Below are 19,895 nucleotides of genomic sequence, written 5' to 3'. Positions count from 1 at the left end.
CCGGACTTGTCCCCGGTGATGCTGCCGGACTTGTCCCCGGTGATGCTGCCGGACTTGTCCCCGGTGATGCTGCCGGACTTGTCCCCGGTGATGCTGCCGGATTCGGACTTGTCCCCTCAATGGTGAAGGGATTGTCGTTTACGCGCGGTATTTGAGCTGTAGTGAACCGAGATTCATCTAGCGAGTTCGATCGAACATCAATCAACACCGCCAAAAATTCCCCTGTTCGCCTGTCCCTAATAATCGTGTTGCTAGAATTCGAGCCTTGGCCCTGGAAAATTTCTAACTCTGTAAAGTTCAGACCTCCAGCCAGACCTATCGAATCTCCCGGATTAAAATCTCTAATTACATCAGCATCGCCGATTTCACGGCCCCCAGTAGTGAGGAACCCGTTGCTACCAGGCGACGTGCCCACCCTACCGAGAACAAAGATATCCGATCCCTCGCCTCCTGTCAGAGTATCCAATCCGCGATCGCCAGAAAGAATATCATCCCCAGCATCTCCAGACAAAGAATCATTGCCGTCGCCCCCGAAGATCAGGTCATCACCCTCGCCGCCATCACCAGTATCGTTACCAACACCCCCGGTGATAACATCCCCGCCCTCGGCGCCCAACAAAATATCATTGCCCCCAGCGCCTATGAGGCAGTCGTTACCCGTGTCGCCAAAAACAGTGTCACTGCCCTTGTCGCCAAGAATCAGGTCGTCCTCCCCACCACCGCGCAGACAGTCATTGCCTTTACCGCCGTACAGCGTGTCGTTGCCTTCAGAACCCAAGACAACATCGTTGCCCTGGTCGCCAAAAGCTACGTCATCGCCTTGGTCGCCAGAAACCAAGTCATCGCCTTTGCCACCCCGCGCCGTGTCATTGCCACGCCCGCCCTCAACGAGATCTTTACCAGCGCCACCGTTGAGAGAATCGTTACCGTCTTCGCCCCTGACTATATCGTCCCCGTCCCGACTCAGAAGCGTGTCGTCGCCGGCACGCCCGGAAATCGTGTCATTGAACAAGCTGCCGATTAAATAGTTACTGCCGTCATTTGCGACAACTAAGCCATCGACAAAAAGTGGCTCTGGGGGAGGCGTGGGAACTGTCACAGGTGGCCGCGGCACAGGCGTGACCGAAATGTCCGGCTGCGTCCCGGTCATCATCGGCTGCGTCCCGGTCATCATCGGCTGCGTCCCGGTCATCGTCGGCTGCGTCCCGGTCATCATCGGCTGCGTCCCGGTCATCATCGGCTCCGTGCCCGTCATCATCGGCTCCGTGCCGGACGACGGCGTAGGCTGCGGCACCGTGCCGCTATCCAAACTATCCTCGTTCTCATCGGGTAGCCGCCCTTCGAGAAAAATTAGTGGTACTGCATCTGGCATTGTTCCGCCTCCTTGCGACGCTACTCAAAAACTACTAAATAAACTTAAAGTCAGATGCAGTAATGACGGTGCTGAGCGCTCCCGGCACTGTAGGAATAGAATTCAACACTCCCAAATCGAAAGCTGGGAGACTGTCATCTGCCACATTCGGGTCAAAGCCTAGAACGTACTTGTTAAAAGTATTGTTCAGGTACACGAAGAAAGCTCCCGCTTTGCTAGAACCGTTTTGATTCTTCAACACTGCATTTATTGCTTGAGCGTTATCAAATTTAGATTCAAACAAAATGACTGATTGCTTGCTGATGTCGTCGCCGCTAGACCCGATATTCCTGACGATAAAACTGGTGAAATCGAGAGTAGTTCCTGAGTTGGTTAAACCTGCGAAATTTGACGACCTGAACAAAAATCTGTCGGTCTCGCTGCCGTTAGCGTTAAAGTCAGCAATCACGTCCACGCCTTCGCTGGGAGTTTCGTAGTAGAAGAAATCATTGCCAACATCGCCCGTGAGCAAGTCAGAACCGTTGCCACCGCCCACAATGTCATTGCCTGCACCGCCGGAAAGCGAGTCGTTGTCATCGCCGCCCAATACCAAGTCATTGCCGAAGGCGCCGCTGAGACAGTCGCTGCCGGCACCGCCGTCGAGAGTGTCGTCGCCCGCTTGGCCGTCGAGGGAGTCACTGCCGGCCTCGCCCAACACGTAGTCATTGCCCGAACCTCCGAGTCCCGTGTCGTTGCCTTCTCCACCCAACATCGTTTCATCATTGTCGCCGCCGGAGATGGAATCGTTATTGATACCGCCGTCGACCAAGTTTCTGCCCAGTCCACCGTCGAGGATGTCGTCGCCTGCACCGCCATCGAGGGAGTCGTCGCCAATGCCACCAAGTAAGGTGTCGATCCCAGCGCCACCAAGTATCGAGTCGTCGCCGGATTCTCCCAACATCGAGTCATTACCTGTTCCGCCCTCAATGGTGTCGTTGTTGTCACCGCCCAAGAGGTTGTCATTGTCATTGCCGCCGAACATCAGGTCGTTGCCCAGTCCGCCGATCAGCGAGTCTATGCCGTCTTCGCCGTCAACGGTGTCGTTGCCCAGTCCGCCGTCAACCGTGTCGTTGCCGATCGCACCCACCAGCGAGTCGTTGCCTGCTTCACCGAATTCGAGGTCGTTGCCGACACTGCCATCGATGATGTCGTTGCCGTCGCCCCCAGCGAGGGTATCGTCGCCGGCCCCGCCGAGGATGAAGTCGCTGAGGTTGCTGCCTGTAAAGCTGCTGGCCGGGAGTGCGCTGCGATCGACAATATTATCTACCACCGTGATGCTGAAGGATGCCGGCCCGATAGTTGCAGACCCGTCGGAGGCTGTAAACGTGAAAGTGTCGCTGCCACCTGCTGCCAGCAAGTTGTATTTGACGATGTTGTTGTTGATATCGTCTTGGGTGAATTTGCCGCCCACGTTGAGAAAGGTGCTACCCCTTTGGACAAAACCTCTGGTAGCATCGGGGGCTTTAGTAATCGTGTAAACGATTTCCAAGGGGCTGTTGTCGGGATCTGTGACTAACAAATCGGCGGCAGTGATTGTCTGGGTAGGATTACTTTTGGCAACCACCACACCGTCGTTAATTATTAGCTGCGGGGGGCTACTGATGTTGATGCTTACTACCGCCTTACTTGTGCCGCCGCTGCCGTCTGAGATCGAGTAGCTGAAGCTGTCAGTTCCCGAGAAGCCGGGATTCGGGGTGTATTTGAATACGCCGCCGCCCACGGGAACCAGGCTCCCTTTGCTTGCTGGAGCAAAAGTCGTGACAGTCAGAGCGCTTTGTTCCTGGTCAGTGTCGTTCAACAGAACGTTGAAACTGAGTTCTTGACCCGCAACCGTGGTGAAGTTATCGTTAACTGCTCTGGGAGGTTGGTTAAAGATGGGCGTCGGACTTCCTGTCGGCGTCGGACTTCCTGTCGGCGTCGGACTTCCTGTCGGCGTCGGGAACGTCGGTGTCGGGAACGTCGGCACCGGCTCGTCTGGGGTCGGACTGGTTGTCGGCGTCGGACTGGTTGTCGGCGTCGGACTGGTTGTCGGCGTCGGACTGGTTGTCGGCGTCGGACTGGTTGTCGGTGTCGGACTGGTTGTCGGTGTCGGACTGGTTGTCGGCGTCGGCAGGGGAAGCGGAGTTGCGCTGCCGGGAACTGTGGGTGCAATTACAAATGAGCTTCGCCCTAGGGTTCTGCTGTCTACTCCGGGCAATACTGCTAAAAAGTCGCCGCTGACGCCGTTGCGAATAATTGTACTGCCAGCTTTGGTCTCAGTGCTTTGGAAGATTACCAAATCTTCAAACTTGAGGTCGCCACTTAACCCGATTAAATCTTCGCCTTGGCGAAAGTCTGTGAAAATGTCGGCATCGGCGAGATCTGGGCCGCCTGTGGTGAGAAATGCCGGGTTAGTGCCGTCGCTGCTGCTGCCGCTGGGGGAACTGAATGCACCGATGACGAAGACATCTCTGCCTTCGCCTCCTGCCACTACGTCTTTGCCTGTTTCGCCCCAAATAACGTCGTTGCCAGCACCGGCGTCCACGATGTCGTCGCCGTCACCGCCGAATACTATGTCGTCGCCGTCGCCGGAAAAAAATGTGTCCCCGCCGGCGTTTCCGTAGAGCCAGTCGCCTCCTTCGTTGCCAAATAGCAAGTCTTCGCCGTCGCCGCCGAAGAGCGAGTCGTTACCTTGGTCGCCCCACACGATGTCGTCGCCTCTATCACCCAAAAAGCTATCGTCGCCAGAGCCTCCCCGCAAGCTGTCACTGCCTTTGCCGCCGTAAGCCGTGTCTCTGCCTTCGCCTCCGATTACCGTGTCGTTGCCGTCATTGCCATACAGGAGGTCGGGGTTATTTGCCCCGTCGAGGCAGTCGTTGCCTTTGCCTCCGTACAGCGTATCGAGTCCTAAACCGCCGTCGAGAACGTCGTTGCCGGGTGCGCCGAACAGCACGTCGTCATCATCTGCCCCGAATACTAAATCGTCGCCGTCGCCTCCTTGCAGGTTGTCGTTGCCTTGCAGCCCGGAAATCACGTCGGGCCCGGGACTGCCAACTAAAGAGTCGTTGGTTTCTCCGCCGCGGACTACGCCGCCGATGATTCCGGGCGAGGTACCTTGGCCTCCGCCCAATGTGTCGTCTATGCCACCAAATGTGTCGTCCCCGGAGGGTGTTGGTGTTGGAGGTTCTGGTGTTGGTGTTGGAGGTTCTGGTGTTGGTGTTGGCGTCTCTGGTGTTGGCGTCTCTGGTGTTGGTTCTGGTGTTGGTGTTGGTTCTGGTATAATTACTACTGGCACTGCACTTGGCATTATTTTGGCTCCTTTAAACGACGATCCCGATTAACTTTAAGAACTGATTAGTATCAGTTTGTTGCCACAAATCTGGCTTAAAATTGATTAATAATCCCGATCATTTCTAACATACTAAATCAAAAATGCAACGGCTATAGATATTTTTTACGCCGGGCATCTTTTGATCTCAAAATATTAATGATTGCACGTTTTGCTGCCTATCTTGGGTATACTTTAATATCGTCGCATTTTGATCCAGCCTAGAAGTCTGGCTTCGTGTCAGCCTGGTGTATTTATCCAAAAGCAGAAAAAATAAAAATGCCCTCATAATTTTTTCTTTCCGAATGTCGAATGCTGAATACAGATGTGCCTCTTGCCTGCAGAACCGAATGCCTTATGCTGACTGCTGACAAGAAACAGAGCTGTTAATTAGGGGCAGAAGCGGCCCGGTTTGTTCTTGTCCACTGACGGATAGTTCGCTGTGGCAAAGGTAAAGCAGGGAACAGCGACTTAACAAATCTAGCAGAATTCGCCGCAGTCGCTGTTGGTCGGCCGCCGTTTCCTCTTCGGTTTCCCAGGGACGCCCCTGTTGCGATCGCAAAAATAAGGGAGCCCCAAACAATGTTGCCGCACCGCCGCTCAGCCAAAGGGGCGAGCCGGCATCCAGCCAAAAGTGCCATTTGTGGGCGCGGCGGCTGCTGCGGTACTGGAAGATGTTGGCGAGGGTGACGGCTCTGGCTGCTGGGCCTTCTGGACGCACTGGAAAGGGGTTGGCGGTGACAGTTCCTTGGCGCAACAATTGGATGAACCGGGCGATGGTTTCTGAGTCGCCGCCGTTTGTTGGTTCTACGCGCTGCATTCGCCCGTTGATTTCCCAGTAGTGGGTGGCGGTTTCCATTAACTCGCGCAGGGCTGCTAGCCGATCGTAGGGCAGGTATCTGTCGTTCATGAGAAATTTCTGGATGGCTCGATCGAGTAGGGCAATTGGACTCGGCAACAGCCGCTCCTGCTGTTGCGACCGCTGTTGTTCGATCCACTCGACAATGTGCTCGTAGGCCCTGGCTGCTCGGTGTCCCAGTCTGTCCCACCGGGGAAAAGCTGTAATTTGCAGCAATTGAGGTCGATCGATATCTGGGCAAAAACAGTGATCGGCGATTAAACCTGCTCTCACTTGGTCGATCGATTTTTGATTGTGGATTTGAGATTGTAGATTGAACGTCGAGTTGGAATCTTCTGTTTCCAATGAACGGTGTTTCTGGCTGCCCAACACTACCAGCATTTCGGCTGCGCCGTCTCGATCAACTAAACGGCCGAGGCCTGGATAAACTAAGGCTAACAAAGTGAGTAAAGCTCTAATCTCTGGGGTAGTCGAGAGGGGGCGCTGATCGTTGAGAGATACGGCGGCGATACCATCTCGCGCGAGAATTTCCGTTAAACTGTAACGAGCGATCGCATCCATCCCAGGGGCAATTACGGCGATTTCCTGCGGTTCCACGGCTTGTGACTTCACCGCATCCACGATGATTTCGGCGGTTTCTCGCAGCAGTTGAGCCCGGGAAGTGGTTTGGAGCGATCGAACCGATCCGGGCAAACTCAAGCCTAAAGGATAAAAACCCTCAGTATTAACTGCTAAACTTACCGCTAAATCTCCAATCTCTGGGGCTAAACCGGCTTTGGCGTCCAAATTTTCCACGCTTTGACAGCGGTCTTCGAGTCGGGCTAGGTATTCCGTGTCAGCCCCCAAGCCCAAACGCACTCCTCCATCTGAATTGTAGGAGAACGCCCCTGCTGCACCTTGGTCGAGCATTTGATCGAACAAATGGCGACTTATCGCCGGATAATCGTCAACATCGTCTGCGATCACAGCTTGGTATCTAGAGGCCAAATGCTGCTGGTAACTGCTATCCGGCAACAAATAGCGCCAGTAGAGTTCGCAAACAATCCCGTAAGTCAGGAGCCCCCGCGTCAAGCACCATTCCCGCCACCTTTCCAGCAACTCTCCCATGCTAATCCACAGGTTGGTCGAGCCGCCTGAGATAGCAAATCCCTGTTCCAGAATGCTGGGAATCTCTTCTCTGGGCGTACCGCTGACAGCAGCAAGTTGTAATAAGTCTAGTGTTCGACGCACCATTCGGTTTGGACTTACCCCTGTTTGTTGCAAAATGCCTTCGTCTAGTTCGCGACGCCAGAGTCTCGCGGCAAGTTCCAGTTCTGTTTCTGGTTGCAGTCGCAGGGGAAATTGAGCTCTCAAATTCAGCGACTGAACTAGCAGAGGCCAAAATAGCAATACCTCCTGCTCAAAAAAACCGAAGGGCGTTGTGGAGTGAAAGGTATATTTTCCTTCGGTAGTGACGGCGATGCGATCGGCCAATTCTAGCCGGTTGTCTCCGTTAGCTGCTAAGACTAAAATTGCTGGGGCAGTTTGTCCGGCCCGCCGCCGCCCAGAACTCGATCGCCCTGAAACTTTTGTGGGCAAGGGCTTGACAGTTTTGCTCCAAATGCAGAACTGCTCGACTAAACGACTGGTTTTGCCACTGCGGGCAGATCCGACAATCCAAATTGAATCCTCGCTGGCCGTTCTCAGTTTATGTAAATTTGTTACCATACCGTGAATACTTTAATCACTAATGTCTACAGCCAACTAACCAGCTTTAGCTATGAATACTTCTCCGTGGAACAGGATTGTAAAATATCTCTACAGCCTTCACCAATGGTATCGAGAAACCCCTGAGAGGGCTCTAGAACAGGCCTACGATGCTGCGTTAGCAATTAAGGCGATCGAAGACGAGCATTTTGGCGGTCAAGGAATCTCTGATCGATCGGGAGATTACGGACAAAGCACCCTGTCTTACTTTAAATCCGAACTGCAAAAATACCTCAAGGTCATCCAAACCCGAATGGTTGAGTTTAATGCTAGCCGTTCTTTTTTGGAACTGCCGGAGCGAGTTGGGGCCAAACCGAAAACGGGGCACAGCGCTGATTATCACCAGCATGGATTACATCTCAACAATAAAGATAGAGCATCCCTTATATTTGAGAAGCTAGAGTTTATTGATGGAGTCATCGACAAGTATATTAATAATAGTAGAGCGACGGCAATTGTTCCGGTTGTCAGTTCAGTAAATGTGCAGGCTAAATCTACAAATAACAGCTCTCCACTTGACCAAAATAAAGGTTCAGCTAATTCTGTTAAAATTCACGATGGTGAGGTTGACACTAACTATGAAGAAGTGAATTTATTACCGCGCTCGCTTTTGGGAACTTTGAATCGCATCACTAAAGATTTAGACCCTGGAGCAGAAAAAGAAGTAGTTAAGAATTTTCGCAATTCCAAAGTAAAAACAATTATTTCTCTCAGATTTATTTTGCTTTTGATTTTAGTTCCGCTGTTGACCAATCAAATCTCCAAAAACTTTTTAGTCGGTCCGGTGGTTGACCATTTTAGAGGCCAAGAAAATGCTCCTATTTTCATAAACATTAACCTGGAAGAAGAAGCATTTCAAGAACTGGAGAGATTTGAGCAGCACCTCAAATTTGAAAGGTTAATAGGCACTGCTCCGTCGCTTTCTTTAGAGGAAACGGAAAAGAAGATTGCCGAGAAAGCAGTTGAACTAGCGGAGGAATACCGATCTGAAAGTGGTGGAGCTATTAAAAATATTTTTGCAGATTTGATTTCCTTGATTGCCTTTGCCGCGATTATCGTCACTAACAAGAAAGAGATTGAGATTTTAAAGTCTTTCATGGACGATGTGATTTACGGGCTCAGTGACAGTGCGAAAGCTTTCGTAATTATTTTGTTTACAGATGTGTTTGTGGGATTCCACTCGCCTCATGGTTGGGAAGTAGTTCTTGAAGGTGTATCGAGGCATTTGGGACTGCCAGAAAATAGGCAGTTCATATTTTTGTTCATTGCAACGTTTCCAGTGATATTGGATACGGTATTTAAGTATTGGATATTCCGTTATTTAAACCGGAGTTCGCCTTCGGCTGTTGCTACGTACAAGAATATGAACGAATAATCAGAGGCAAAGGAAGTTCGGCAAGGGATTTGGTAACGCATGTAACGGATGTTAGGAAGAAGGAAGAAGGAAGAAGAAGGAAGTTCGGCAACGGATTCGCTCTACGGATGTAACGGATGTCATGAAGAAGGAAGAAGAAAAAAAGATGTAATAATAACAAGGGGTTTCAGGCATTGATCACTTCCTCAGTACGGTGTCCACTGCACACAGAGTGGCTTACCCATAGCGCATAAAAGCATTTATTGTTTGCCTCAGGAGTGGTTTAATTAAGTTGATCTACTTAAGCTGTTGGAACTCTAAATTTTATTTTGGGGCGGGTTCTCGTGGGCACCCCACAAGAATTTTATCAAACTTGACAGTCATAAAGCCTCCGCTCAGGAAGCGTAAAATTTAGATGCGCCTTGGCAGATATAAAAAAATGCGATCGCCCGCAGAATCTCTCGAAAGAAATCAAAAGCGCGATCGCATTCCCAAAACTCATTACCAATGACCAATGACCTAATTCCAACGCTTCTTGCGCTGTCGCTGGCTTGCCACCGCCTCCACCAGCCCCAGGCCGAGAAAATTACTCAGCAGCGACGCATTCCCGTAACTCAGGAAAGGCAGGGGAATGCCCGTAACCGGAGCCAAGCCAATGTTCATCCCAATATTTACGAACACCTGAAAAATCAACATTGAGAGTACGCCGATCGCCAGCAAAGAACCAAAATTATCGTTAGCAGTTTGAGCGATCGTCACCAACCGGAAACAAATTATCCAGAACACCAACAGCACGCAAATGCAGCCAATAAACCCCAATTCTTCGCCAATAGCTGAAAAGATAAAGTCTGTATGCTGTTCGGGAATAAAGTTAAGCTGAGTTTGCGTTCCGTGAAATAAACCCCTGCCTTTGAGTTCCCCGGCCCCAATAGCAATCCGAGATTGAATCAAGTGATATCCGCTGCCTAAAGGGTCTTTCTCGGGGTTTAAAAACCCTGTCAGGCGCATTTTTTGATAATCCTTGAGTACATTCCAAAAAATATGTCCGAGGTGTCCAGAAACAACGTTCACCAACACAGCACCGAAAGTCCCCAACCACGGCCAAGGCAGGGTTCGCCAAGCGATAATACCTGCAACAACTACCCAGGCTATCCAAATCGGTGTAGACAGGTTATTGAAGAGAACTGAGATGAGAGGAGAGAATAGCAATATTAGCCAGCCGGGATTGACATTACCCCAGTAAAACATCCCCATTGTGATCGCGCCGAATACCAAAGAAGTACCTAAATTTGGTTCGGCAAAGATCAATCCCCAGGGTACAGCCATAATCGCCAGCATCCTCAACATATTACCCACCGTGGGAACAGTCTTGTCGTGCAGGAGAGCTGCTAAAGTGACAATCATGCCTACTTTGGCAAATTCTGACGGTTGCAGGTAGAAGCCGCCGATGTTGATCCACCGCTGGGCACCGAGCCCTGTAGTACCGATAAAGCGCACTGCGATCAGGGACAAATTGATTAATATGTAAATCGGCCATTTCCACTCAAGCAGTGTTTGGTAACGGCAGCGGGAAATGATGATGGCGAGGAACAAACCGACTGCCCCAGTTACCCAGTGCCGCCACCAGTCGATCAGCCCCTGGTTGATTTCGACGCTGCGGATCATGATGCCCCCGAAGATGGTGAGGCCGATGCAAGCGGCAAATAGCCAAGGGTCTGCTTCTTCCCAGGGTTTGAAGATGAATTTCCAGCGGTTTCTGACTTGTATTCTCTGCAACATGAGGATTTTAGATTTTAGATTTTAGATTTTAGATTATCGAGCTGATTTTCGGAACTTGTGGATATATTTCGGATTCACAGCCTGCACCTTAGTGTAGAAGCGTCGGTGTGAGTACCTCACATTATTCGGGGAGTTGCAGCGAGGTTCCGGGCCGTCAGCAACGGGCTAGGGGTTCCGTGCCCAAAAATCTCCATGTAGGGTGCGCCGATGGGTACCTTACCAGGATGTGGAACGACAAATCAAGGTTTGAGGTGACAGGGGGCGGTTCCCGATCGCACAATAGCCTGATCGTCGCGATCCGCAAGTCCGAAAATAGTCAGGCCGGTTCGTAAAGGTACTCGAAGCCGTTCCCATCTGGATCTCTGCCGTAGAAGGATGCTGTACCGTCGCGATGTTCGTGGATGTGGGTGACGGACACACCATCAGCTTTGAGTTGTTCGTAGGCGGATTCCATTTCGGTACGATCGTCAAATACAAACCCAAAATGAGGCCCTGCTTGGTCGTAACTCGGACTCAACAGCGCCAATCCGTCCTCTCCTGCTTTCAAATAAGCCCAGTCTGCATCTTTCCAGACTAACTCCATGCCCAAGTTACGGTAGAATTCAGCAGACTTCTCTATGTCTTGCACGCAGACGGCTACGTGTCCCAATCGTTTTAGTTTCATATCTACAAAGTTTATGGTTGTTCTTTCATTTATTGTATCTATTTTCTGATTTGTTGCTCGATTAATTAGGTATTTTTTCTGTTTTTTTTGTCGCGGCTAACTGTACTTTTTCTACTTGTTTGCTAGCGTCCATTTCGCTGAACAGTTGAAGGGCGCGGTCAAAATTTTCTTGACTTTTCTCGATGTTACCAAGTTTTTGTTCTGTTAGTGCTAGTTGGTAACAAGCTTCGGCTCGGTCTAATTTAGCGGTGGCTCGATCGAGTATTTCTATTGCTTCGGCATGGTGCTGCAGGGCTTGGTCAAATTCTCCCCGTTCTCGGTACAGCGCTGCTATAGCGCTGAGAGCTTTGGCTTTGATGGTGCTGTACTGGTTTTGATCGGCTTGGGCGATCGCTTGGCGGTACAAGCTCAAAGCTTTCTCTGTCTCTCCCAGGTTTTGATAGGTAGCCGCGAGAAAAACTAACTTGTATCCCGTACCCACCAATTGACTGTCTTCCCGATCGGCATAAAGTTTTTCGGCGAGATCCTCCGCCTCTTTTTTGGCTCCGACACAGGAGTTGAGGAAAGCTAACCCGACATTGATCGAATAGCTGTTAATCCCGATTTCGTCCCGCGAATTTTTCAGCTTGACGAATATCTCCATAGCTGATTCTAATTCGCCCATTTCTATTTGACAAAAACCTATATTAATTGCAGCGTTAACTTTCCAGAATTCCAGATTAGCTTGTTTGCCGTTTTCCGGTTCGCCGCTTTTCGCTATAATTTGCAAAGATTTAGTGGCTTTTATTTCTGATATTTGGTGGCATTCTATGGCTGAATTTATTTCGCCTAAGATGCGGTAACAAATGCCTAAAATACTGTATAAGCCGCTCAAATAATAATCAGAAGTCACATTGTTGACGATGCGAGTTGTTGCTGAAAGTAGGGGCTGCAAGAAACCTACTTTGTAGAGTGCTCTACCGAGGTTGTAATCTTTGGCAAACTGGATATTGATTTTTTTGAGGATAACGCTCGCGGCCTGCTCGAAACAGCTAATTGCCACATAATGATAGTAAGCTTCAAAAGCTTTCAGGGCATCTTCTACCGTTTCAATATTTTCAACACTCTCTGTCCAGAACTCGGCTGCTTTGCGGTTTGCAGTTTCCCAGTCTCCGGGCGAGAGCCGATCGACCGCTTCTTCCCGAATTGCTGGATGCACCCAGTATTCTCCCTTCTGAGACTCGACTAGCGATCGGTGCAACAGCGATTTAATGATTTGTCGGCGTCCGGCTTCGGGCACGTCCCACAGCAAACACAAAAGTCCATCAGTCGGGACTGTCGGCACGTCTTGATAGCGGTAACACCCCAAGCGACAGAGGAGTTGATAGGCTTCCGAATCTAGTTCTTGCAGGCGGTTAAACTGACTGGTAACTAAATTTTTTAAGTCTGTTTCAACGAGGGGATCGTCGCTGTTTTCCAGCCAGTAGGCTGCCATATCTCCGTCAAAATCTTCCCGGATGGTGCCGCAAATAATGCCCATTGCTTTGGCATTGCCGCCGTAAACTTTGTGCATTTCCTTGAGGGCGACATCATCTATATTGATGTTGCGGCAGCTAAAAAACTGCCGCCAAACTTCCACCTCTAATCCCGGAAGCAAGTAGTGTTCGACGGTGACATCTGAATCGCAAAGTCGATCGCGACTGGTAATCAGCGTTACCGACTGCACCGCTGCGTCAGCCAAAACTCGCAACAGTTCCACGTAAAGCCGGTGCGGTTCAATAAACTTACCTTGTCCGTCGAGTGCGGCTTCCAAATTGTCAATCAATACGCCGACTTTGTGAGTCTGAAGCTGCCGCTTCAGCCGCCCCAGGGTGACGCCAAAGTCTGGCCCTGGTTCTTCCTGAAAGTCTTGCTTGAGCCATTCTTCGATCGCACTTTCCAAGGCGGTGATATTCTCTGTCTCTTTTGCCATCAACAGCTCAATTACCCGATCGAACCCTTGAGATTTGAGATACTCTCTGGCCAAAGTCGTTTTGCCGATACCGCCGGCACTTTGGATGACAATCACTTTAGCTCCTTGGGCGACAAGAGTATTGAGATCGGCGATTGCCGCTTCCCTGCCCAAAAAGTTGGGGTTTTCGATCTCCAACTCCGAATCAGGGATCTGAGGCACTTGGGCCGTCACAATTTGTCCCGACTGGGTTTCTACTTTTGAATAGCTGCGCCAAAATCGCTCTACAACGGCCTGAAGATTGTCTCTTTTGACTTTTTCGCCTTCTCCAAACAGCGCTGAAAGCCGCTTCCACAAATTAGAGGCGGCATCTTTAACAGTTCCTACTCCATATCCTTCACTATCTGCTACCTGTTGGTACGTCCTGCCTTGCACTCCTTGCCAAGCTTCGCGAAAGATCGCGCTGTCAAGGTTGTCAAGAGTTTTCAGGTTTCGAGCCACAAGTAACGAATTAGTAAAATCCAGTGCACGATCGGCTTCCATTTATTCACCAGGTTTAGCGTTACCCATCTGAGACAACTTTAACAGACTTTTTCCGACTCGCTTACACCCTCAAACAGTGGACTTATATAGACTTTTACCGACTGACACGGCCGAGGTTGGCCGGGGATACTGTTGAGTGTGGAGGGGAAGTTGACAGACAAGCTTCTAACTTACACACAGATCGAGTCGAGTTTATATTCAGGACTAAGCAGCTATGTCTATTAACGATGTTGAAACAGCGATCGTAGATGAACAAATTCGCCCTCAAGAATGCGGCCGCGTTCGTTTCCAAAACAGTTGGTGGCCGGCAAAGTGCGATCGAGACATGACTTTTGAACCCGGTGAGGTGGTTCGCGTCGTGGGAATTGAAAATATTACTTTAATCGTTGCAGCGTCGTTTGCGATCAATTCTGAAAGTTAAGGCAAATCTACAATCGGGAGTAAGCAATCATGAATTTTGACAATTCCGAAAAAGCGATCGTCGATGAAGAAATTCGCCCTAATGAGTGCGGTCGCGTTCGTTTCCAAAACAGTTGGTGGCCGGCGAAGTGCGATCGAGACCTGACTTTTGAACCTGGTGAGGTGGTTCGCGTAGTCGGAATTGACAATATTACTTTGATAGTTGAAGCGTCGTTATAAATCAATGGCTTAGGGAGTCGAGCTATAGGTTTATAGCCTCCCAACCTTCAGGCCAACCTAGAAGCAGGAGAAAGTAATCATGACTGTCAGCCATTGGGAAAGAGCGATCGTTGAAGAAGAAATTAAACCAAATCAGTCCGGCAGTGTGCGATTTCAAAGCAGTTGGTGGCCTGCCAAGTGCGTTCGAGAAATAACTTTGCAACCCGGTGAAGTTGTTCGCGTCGTGAGCCTTGACAACATTACTCTGATAGTTGAAACGTAGTTGGAAAACAATCTGGAGGTGGGGAGTTATCGGAGGGTAGAACAAATAAATTTGCGATCGCGTTTCTATCTCGATACATTTCTCTTCAAGCGCGCGATCGTACTTCTCGCCTCTGTTAATTTCCAGATTCTAGAGTTTGACCTCAACCACAACTCACCGCTGACAGTTTTGTCGGCGGTTTTTTTGTAGGCGTTCAGGGGGTGACACGCAACTTAAAAGCCTTGTGCTGAAAAGGGTTTAAGGCGATCGCTCTCAAAAAGAATTAGGCTGCCGCGAGCCGCTTTTGCATATCTCGACAAGGTGGAATCAGGAGCGGGGGCGATCGCCCCGGAGCGTAATTGTCAATAAGTCTGTCATAATAGCTCTTAGAAATTTATCCACCGAGTTAGTACGGTGCATAACTCAAAATTAGGGTGTAACACTGGAAAAACCTTACCCGATGAGATGGATTTGTACATGACTTTTCAAGAAGCCCTAGAATTTATCGAAGCAGCCTTAGAGTCCAAGACCAGTAAAACGTTAAGTTTGCTGGAAAAAGAAATCTTAAAAGCTGCTTGGGAAAACGCAACTTATAGTGTACTTGCTGACAGCTTATACCTGAGCATAGGACATATCAAAGATTTAGCGGCCATCCTGTGGCAGCGGATTTCAGACGTAATGGGAGAAAAAGTTACTAAAAATAACTTCCGCTCTCTGCTACAGAAGCAAAACACCACAAGTGCGATCGTCGATGCCAAAGTCCCAGGCGAACCTATGACGATGGCTTCGGTAGGAGAAAGTGACATCAATGAATTAGAAACTTACAAAGGCAACATTTTAATTGTTGATGACATCCAAGAGAATCTGCGTTTTCTAACAAGAATTCTCACTAACGAGGGGTACAAAGTTCGCGGCGTCATTAATGGTACGATGGCCTTGAGGACGGTTCGTCATTATCCCCCCGATGCTATATTGCTGGATATTAAAATGCCAGACATGGACGGCTATCAAGTCTGCGAAGCCCTAAAATCGGATGAAAAAACCTCAGAAATTCCGATTATTTTCTTAAGCGCGCTCGATCAAGTTCTGGATAAAGTCAAAGCTTTTAAGGTAGGGGGAGCTGACTACATCTCTAAACCTTTTCAGTTGGAAGAAGTGCTAGTTCGCCTCGAAACTCAGGTCACGATCCAGCACCAAAAACGCCAGCTTAAAGAAGCAATCGAGCGACACCAGCAAACCGCAGAAATTGCCTACCAATCTCGCACCCTGTTGGCAAACTTGCTAAACTCATCTCTGGATGGAATAGCTGCCGTGCAGGCGATGAGGGGGGATATCGCTGGAGAAATTGAAGATTTTCGCTGCTTGATAGTTAACCCTGTCTTTGCCAGACTCTTAGGAAAAAAACGAACAGAACTCGCGGGCGAACCCGTTCTGAAAAAACTGCTTCATCAATTGAGTCCAGGATTGTTTGATTTGTTAGTAGAAGTTGTTGAGACTGGAGAATCGCTTGAAGGAGAGGTTCATCTAGAAAGTAATTACGGCAAATGCTATTATTTCACTGCTGTGAGATTGGGAGACGGTTGCTCAATTACCATTCGCGATCTTACCGACTTAAAACAGTCGGCATTAAAGTCAATGATCGAACAGAACCAACGGCGTGTTATCAAATAGGATAAACGGCGCTTACGCAATCTGATCCAGAAACCGGGTTTTTTACCGAATCTACGGGCTGTAACCAAGTATTATCCTAAAAAAAAGCCGGTTTCTGACTACCCCTGTGTAATTCCTAAAAATATCAATATTCACCAACCAAGGGTTCAGTTAAATCGAGAATATTCTCAAACTGAAACTTCGTCACCCAATTTCTGAGAGTTTGAAGCTCGAAAGCGTGAGATTCAGGAATCTCCTCCAGGAGTTGAAAAACTAATTCCCACTCAGCGTCAATAGCTGCTGCATATAATTTTACTATCCCTTCTTTTGACATCGCTGCTAATAAACCAGTGAAATTTAACAGTTTTCCAGGCACATTAGAAGGGGGAGAGGGTAGCTCTTGCTCCTGATAAATATAAAGGACTCCCCAATGTTTAGCCATGATGTCAAAGATGGCTTCTGTGTGGAACGGTTTTCGCACAAAAGTCTAGTAAGCGATTCATCCTGCCTGTTTGTTCTGGAGACATATAAGCCAATGTCCCTTCTAGAATATTAGGACTTTTGAGGCTGGGATTCTCTTGGGATAGGTCGGTATACGGGGGAATTCGCACTTTCGTAGATTGGATTGAGTATTGTGATATCTGGCAGTGAAATTATGTGGGTAATTATTGCTGCCTAAAAAACTTAAGTATACAAATAAATATAACATGGGCAGGAGCGGGTGAGAGCAGCAGTAAAGTCGCTCCGAATATAAATCCTTGCCTTACCCCCCCCTAGAACTCCCCATGTTTTATAAGAAATACCCTGAAAACCCCGTGACTTTAGTCCGGGGATGAAAGGGCGTTGCAGGATTTATCCTGCCTACTCTCTTTGTGCTTCAATGTAACGCTTAACGGTTTCCGTGCAAATATTCCCCGCAGTCGAAACAAAATAACTAGGCGTCCACAAGGTAGGTAACTTAAGAAGTTCGGGAAACTCCTTCCTTAAATGATGAGATGCTCGTCCCTTGATCTTCCTAATGATTGTAGCTGGGTCATCTACTGGCTTAGCATTAATCAGCAAATGAACATGATCTGGCATAATTTCCATCGCGATAATACGCCAGCGGTTTTCATTACAGACATCGCAGATAATTTCTTGTAGTCGCTCAGCAATTAAATCGGTCAACACTTTTTTTCGTCTTTTGGGGATAAAAACGAAGTGATAGTTCAGCAGAGAGACGGCGTTGCCCTCATGCCTGTACTCATCGGGAGAAAATTTAGCCATATTCCTTGACTTGTGTATATAGGCACTGTATTGTAAACACAAGCTAAAGACAAGGCTAAAACACAATTGTTAACCAACTACGTTTACAAGCTGCGTCCAAATCAAACGCAAACCTCAAAAATGTCAGCTTGGGTAGATATGCTCAGGAGCCATTACAATTGGTGCTTGAACGATAGAATCGTTCACTATAACCAACAATTCATCCAGGGAGATTATTGCGACATTAAAACTCGCGGTGAAGCTTCACCGCTAACTTGCTTTGTTAGTAAGAGCGGTGCAACTGGGAACCCGTGGAAAGATTCTAAGTCTGACAAGGATGGTAACACTAAAAATCCCCGTCGAAGTGCAGGGGACATTCAGATCACGGCATTGCCCGAATTAAAAAAGGCTAGACCTTGGTACAGCGAAATAGACTCAACAGTTCTACAGCAGAATGTTAAACGTTTAGACACTGCTTACAACAATTTCTTTGCAGGTAGAGGTTTTCCTAAATTCAAAAATCGAAGTAATTTTACATCTTTCACTTGCGTAATGGGTGTAAAAATACAAGGGAACAAAATCTACCTCCCTAAATTGGGTTGGATGCGATTTTATAACTCGCGTCCAATTCCAAACGGGTTTACTATTAAGGCTTGTACTGCTAGAAAACGCCAAGATGGTTGGCATATTTCTCTCAGGATAGAAGATAAATCAGTTCCTGAATACACAGCCAGACCTCTCGAACAAGTGACAAAGGTGATTGGATGCGACTTGGGGATTACCAAACTGGTTCATTTGTCTGACGGGTATCAAATTGAAAACCCTAAGTTTTCTACCACTAAAAAGGCTAGGCGAACTTTAAAAATCAGACAGAGACGGGTTAGCCGCAAAGTTAAGGGAAGCAAAAAACACCAAAAGGCAATCAAACAAGTAGGGCGTTTCCATCAAAAGATTAGTGACCAGCGCCAAGCGCATCAATGGAAAGTTGCCAACAAAATTGTGTCTCGCAATATAGACGCAATTGCCTTAGAAGATTTGAATATTTCTGGAATGATGCGCCGCTGCCAAGTGAAAACAGATGAGAAAACCGGGAGGTTTCTTAAAAATGGGCAATCAAGAAAGAAAGGACTAAACCGCGCCATCTCTGATGCGAGTTGGGGTGATTTGATTCTAAAGATCGAGTATTTAGCTGCAAAGCAAGGAAAGGTTGTAATCAAAGTTAATCCCCAATACTCCAGTCAAAAATGCAGAAGTTGCGGGCATATCGACAAATCCAACAGAGATGGTGAAAAATTCATCTGTGTTGAATGTGGGTATCACGAACACGCAGACATTGGCGCAGCAAAAACCATCAGAGAGCGAGCTTTGGAAATAGTACGTGGGGACTCCGCGAAACTTGGTGCTAGCCACCTAAACGCCCACAAAATATCACCACGCTCGAAGAGCAAACGTGGTGAGTTTGGGAACCTTGGCAACAAGGATATTAAGACCGAAATGTCTTAAGAATCCCCTCGGCTTCAGCCAGGGGAGTGTCAATATTGCTTTTTTGCTCTGGACTTACTTACGCTATATGTAGCGTACAAGTGTACAGGCACTTGAAGCGTGTAGCTACTGTGCGATCGCCAAAACTGAAAAATTTCGGAACGGACAATAATTAATGATAAAATAGCTTAAGGATTCAGCTCCCCAATTGTGGTAATCTGGAAACAATCCACTTTCATTCTCGATCGAGTGCGTGCAGCTATGCGACTCGGTAAAAATTTACAAAAGTTTTGGCTTTTCACAATAGCGTTATTTTCCGCAGTATCGCTGTGGATTAAAGTTACTAAAATTCACAATTATTTCGGCATCAACCGCGCCGATACTGAAGTGAAAGTTGTTGCCCTCACCTACGACCACGGGCCCTATCCTCCCTATACAAATCAGCTTTTAGATATCTTAGACCGCTATCAAGTTAAAGCAACTCTTTTTGAAATCGGTCGCAATATTGAGAAACATCCAGAAATCGTGAAAATGATTGTCGCGAGGGGAGATGAGTTGGCAAACCATTCCTAATCTCACAAATCGCATTTGCCATGCTGCTCTGGCTGCAAGAAAATCTAATTCAGCATCAAAGTCGGAACTAAAGTTGCCCAAAACTGCACCTGTAAAGCAGAGTGAGTAGCAATTTTTTTAACCAGTTCCAGGAGCAAAACGAGGTTGTAGGTGGTTTCCGGGAGGCGAGAACCGGGGAGAAGGGCGATCGTCCGAACTGCGGATATTAATTGCTAATCTTTGCCCGTAGAATTGAGGTTGTCCATGACAGAATTGCCGACAAACTGAGCTTTTTTTAAACCCGGTCGGTTTAAGTCAGCAGCAGTCCAAGCATCTCTAGTAAAAACGCTCAGACATTTCTCGGAGGAAAGCAACTGCCACAAGATTAAACCCAAATCGACTCGCCCTTCGTAATAACTATAGCGATCGCAAATGGTTTGTAAATCATAAATCCTGTATTATGAGGTATGTGAATCTAAGTAGGAGTTGAAAT

The 19,895-nt window shown here is 48.2% G+C and carries 16 protein-coding genes and 1 pseudogene; 8 read left to right on the top strand and 9 right to left on the bottom strand.

Annotated elements, in window-relative coordinates; genetic code table 11:
* From QUA42_RS13320 to QUA42_RS13310, 3 genes and pseudogenes are all read right to left on the bottom strand, one after another.
* Positions 1-1,372 (bottom strand): annotated as a pseudogene (locus QUA42_RS13320) (calcium-binding protein); the annotation flags it as partial.
* A gap of 34 nt (positions 1,373-1,406) precedes the next feature.
* A complete protein-coding gene (locus QUA42_RS13315) occupies positions 1,407-4,697 on the bottom strand; it encodes an Ig-like domain-containing protein (RefSeq protein ID WP_333137681.1) in 3,291 nt (1,096 codons plus the stop codon).
* Positions 4,698-5,073: 376 nt separating this feature from the next.
* Complete coding sequence (locus QUA42_RS13310) at positions 5,074-7,284, bottom strand: recombinase family protein (RefSeq protein ID WP_333137680.1); 2,211 nt, start codon at positions 7,282-7,284, stop codon at positions 5,074-5,076.
* 52 nt (positions 7,285-7,336) lie between these two features.
* Here QUA42_RS13310 and QUA42_RS13305 point away from each other — a divergent pair, with 52 nt between their 5' ends.
* Positions 7,337-8,698 (top strand): proton extrusion protein PcxA, encoded by a 1,362-nt coding sequence (locus QUA42_RS13305; RefSeq protein WP_333137679.1) that lies wholly within the window; start codon positions 7,337-7,339, stop codon positions 8,696-8,698.
* 498 nt (positions 8,699-9,196) lie between these two features.
* Here the strand turns inward: QUA42_RS13305 and rodA are convergent, their stop codons facing one another.
* The 3 genes from rodA to QUA42_RS13290 form a co-directional block, all read right to left on the bottom strand.
* On the bottom strand, positions 9,197-10,456 hold the full coding sequence (gene rodA, locus QUA42_RS13300; RefSeq protein WP_333036969.1) for a rod shape-determining protein RodA: 1,260 nt from the start codon (positions 10,454-10,456) through the stop codon (positions 9,197-9,199).
* A 316-nt stretch (positions 10,457-10,772) separates the two neighbouring features.
* Positions 10,773-11,120 (bottom strand): VOC family protein, encoded by a 348-nt coding sequence (locus QUA42_RS13295; protein ID WP_190661613.1) that lies wholly within the window; start codon positions 11,118-11,120, stop codon positions 10,773-10,775.
* A gap of 61 nt (positions 11,121-11,181) precedes the next feature.
* Positions 11,182-13,593 carry a tetratricopeptide repeat protein gene (locus tag QUA42_RS13290; RefSeq protein WP_333137678.1) on the bottom strand — a complete coding sequence of 804 codons (2,412 nt, stop codon included), beginning with the start codon at positions 13,591-13,593 and terminating at the stop codon, positions 11,182-11,184.
* Between the two features lie 214 nt (positions 13,594-13,807).
* Here QUA42_RS13290 and QUA42_RS13285 point away from each other — a divergent pair, with 214 nt between their 5' ends.
* From QUA42_RS13285 to QUA42_RS13265, 5 genes are all read left to right on the top strand, one after another.
* A complete protein-coding gene (locus QUA42_RS13285) occupies positions 13,808-14,014 on the top strand; it encodes an NfeD family protein (RefSeq protein WP_333036967.1) in 207 nt (68 codons plus the stop codon).
* 29 nt (positions 14,015-14,043) lie between these two features.
* Complete coding sequence (locus tag QUA42_RS13280) at positions 14,044-14,232, top strand: NfeD family protein (protein WP_333137677.1); 189 nt, start codon at positions 14,044-14,046, stop codon at positions 14,230-14,232.
* 79 nt (positions 14,233-14,311) lie between these two features.
* Positions 14,312-14,494 carry an NfeD family protein gene (locus tag QUA42_RS13275; protein WP_333137676.1) on the top strand — a complete coding sequence of 61 codons (183 nt, stop codon included), beginning with the start codon at positions 14,312-14,314 and terminating at the stop codon, positions 14,492-14,494.
* Positions 14,495-14,683, top strand: coding sequence for a hypothetical protein (locus QUA42_RS13270; protein ID WP_333137675.1), 189 nt, complete (start codon positions 14,495-14,497; stop codon positions 14,681-14,683).
* A gap of 267 nt (positions 14,684-14,950) precedes the next feature.
* Positions 14,951-16,144, top strand: a complete 1,194-nt coding sequence (locus QUA42_RS13265; protein ID WP_333137674.1) for a response regulator — start codon at positions 14,951-14,953, stop codon at positions 16,142-16,144.
* A 124-nt stretch (positions 16,145-16,268) separates the two neighbouring features.
* Here QUA42_RS13265 and QUA42_RS13260 read toward each other — a convergent pair whose 3' ends face one another.
* Complete coding sequence (locus tag QUA42_RS13260) at positions 16,269-16,604, bottom strand: hypothetical protein (RefSeq protein ID WP_333137673.1); 336 nt, start codon at positions 16,602-16,604, stop codon at positions 16,269-16,271.
* Between the two features lie 380 nt (positions 16,605-16,984).
* Positions 16,985-17,389 (bottom strand): IS200/IS605 family transposase, encoded by a 405-nt coding sequence (gene tnpA, locus QUA42_RS13255; protein WP_333137672.1) that lies wholly within the window; start codon positions 17,387-17,389, stop codon positions 16,985-16,987.
* Positions 17,390-17,455: 66 nt separating this feature from the next.
* Here tnpA and QUA42_RS13250 point away from each other — a divergent pair, with 66 nt between their 5' ends.
* Together QUA42_RS13250 and QUA42_RS13245 are read left to right on the top strand one after the other, a co-directional pair.
* Complete coding sequence (locus tag QUA42_RS13250; protein WP_333137671.1) at positions 17,456-18,871, top strand: transposase; 1,416 nt, start codon at positions 17,456-17,458, stop codon at positions 18,869-18,871.
* A gap of 189 nt (positions 18,872-19,060) precedes the next feature.
* Positions 19,061-19,423: a polysaccharide deacetylase family protein gene (locus QUA42_RS13245; protein WP_333137670.1), complete on the top strand. Its 363-nt coding sequence runs from the start codon at positions 19,061-19,063 to the stop codon at positions 19,421-19,423.
* Between the two features lie 212 nt (positions 19,424-19,635).
* Here QUA42_RS13245 and QUA42_RS13240 read toward each other — a convergent pair whose 3' ends face one another.
* Positions 19,636-19,797, bottom strand: coding sequence for a hypothetical protein (locus tag QUA42_RS13240; RefSeq protein ID WP_333137669.1), 162 nt, complete (start codon positions 19,795-19,797; stop codon positions 19,636-19,638).
* Positions 19,798-19,895: the final 98 nt, after the last annotated feature.

The sequence above is a fragment of the Microcoleus sp. Pol11C2 genome (assembly GCF_036701505.1).
In the GTDB taxonomy this organism is placed as follows: domain Bacteria; phylum Cyanobacteriota; class Cyanobacteriia; order Cyanobacteriales; family Microcoleaceae; genus Microcoleus.
Note: the sequence above shows the minus strand (reverse complement) of the source record. Positions and strands in the feature narration are given on the sequence as shown.

Bases quoted from the DNA above. Each gene is read 5' to 3' on its own strand.
- QUA42_RS13315 (WP_333137681.1), bottom strand. From the start codon at position 4,697: ATGCCAAGTGCAGTGCCAGTAGTAATTATACCAGAACCAACACCAACA.
- QUA42_RS13310 (WP_333137680.1), bottom strand. From the start codon at position 7,284: ATGGTAACAAATTTACATAAACTGAGAACGGCCAGCGAGGATTCAATT.
- QUA42_RS13305 (WP_333137679.1), top strand. From the start codon at position 7,337: ATGAATACTTCTCCGTGGAACAGGATTGTAAAATATCTCTACAGCCTT.
- rodA (WP_333036969.1), bottom strand. From the start codon at position 10,456: ATGTTGCAGAGAATACAAGTCAGAAACCGCTGGAAATTCATCTTCAAA.
- QUA42_RS13295 (WP_190661613.1), bottom strand. From the start codon at position 11,120: ATGAAACTAAAACGATTGGGACACGTAGCCGTCTGCGTGCAAGACATA.
- QUA42_RS13290 (WP_333137678.1), bottom strand. From the start codon at position 13,593: ATGGAAGCCGATCGTGCACTGGATTTTACTAATTCGTTACTTGTGGCT.
- QUA42_RS13285 (WP_333036967.1), top strand. From the start codon at position 13,808: ATGTCTATTAACGATGTTGAAACAGCGATCGTAGATGAACAAATTCGC.
- QUA42_RS13280 (WP_333137677.1), top strand. From the start codon at position 14,044: ATGAATTTTGACAATTCCGAAAAAGCGATCGTCGATGAAGAAATTCGC.
- QUA42_RS13275 (WP_333137676.1), top strand. From the start codon at position 14,312: ATGACTGTCAGCCATTGGGAAAGAGCGATCGTTGAAGAAGAAATTAAA.
- QUA42_RS13265 (WP_333137674.1), top strand. From the start codon at position 14,951: ATGACTTTTCAAGAAGCCCTAGAATTTATCGAAGCAGCCTTAGAGTCC.
- tnpA (WP_333137672.1), bottom strand. From the start codon at position 17,389: ATGGCTAAATTTTCTCCCGATGAGTACAGGCATGAGGGCAACGCCGTC.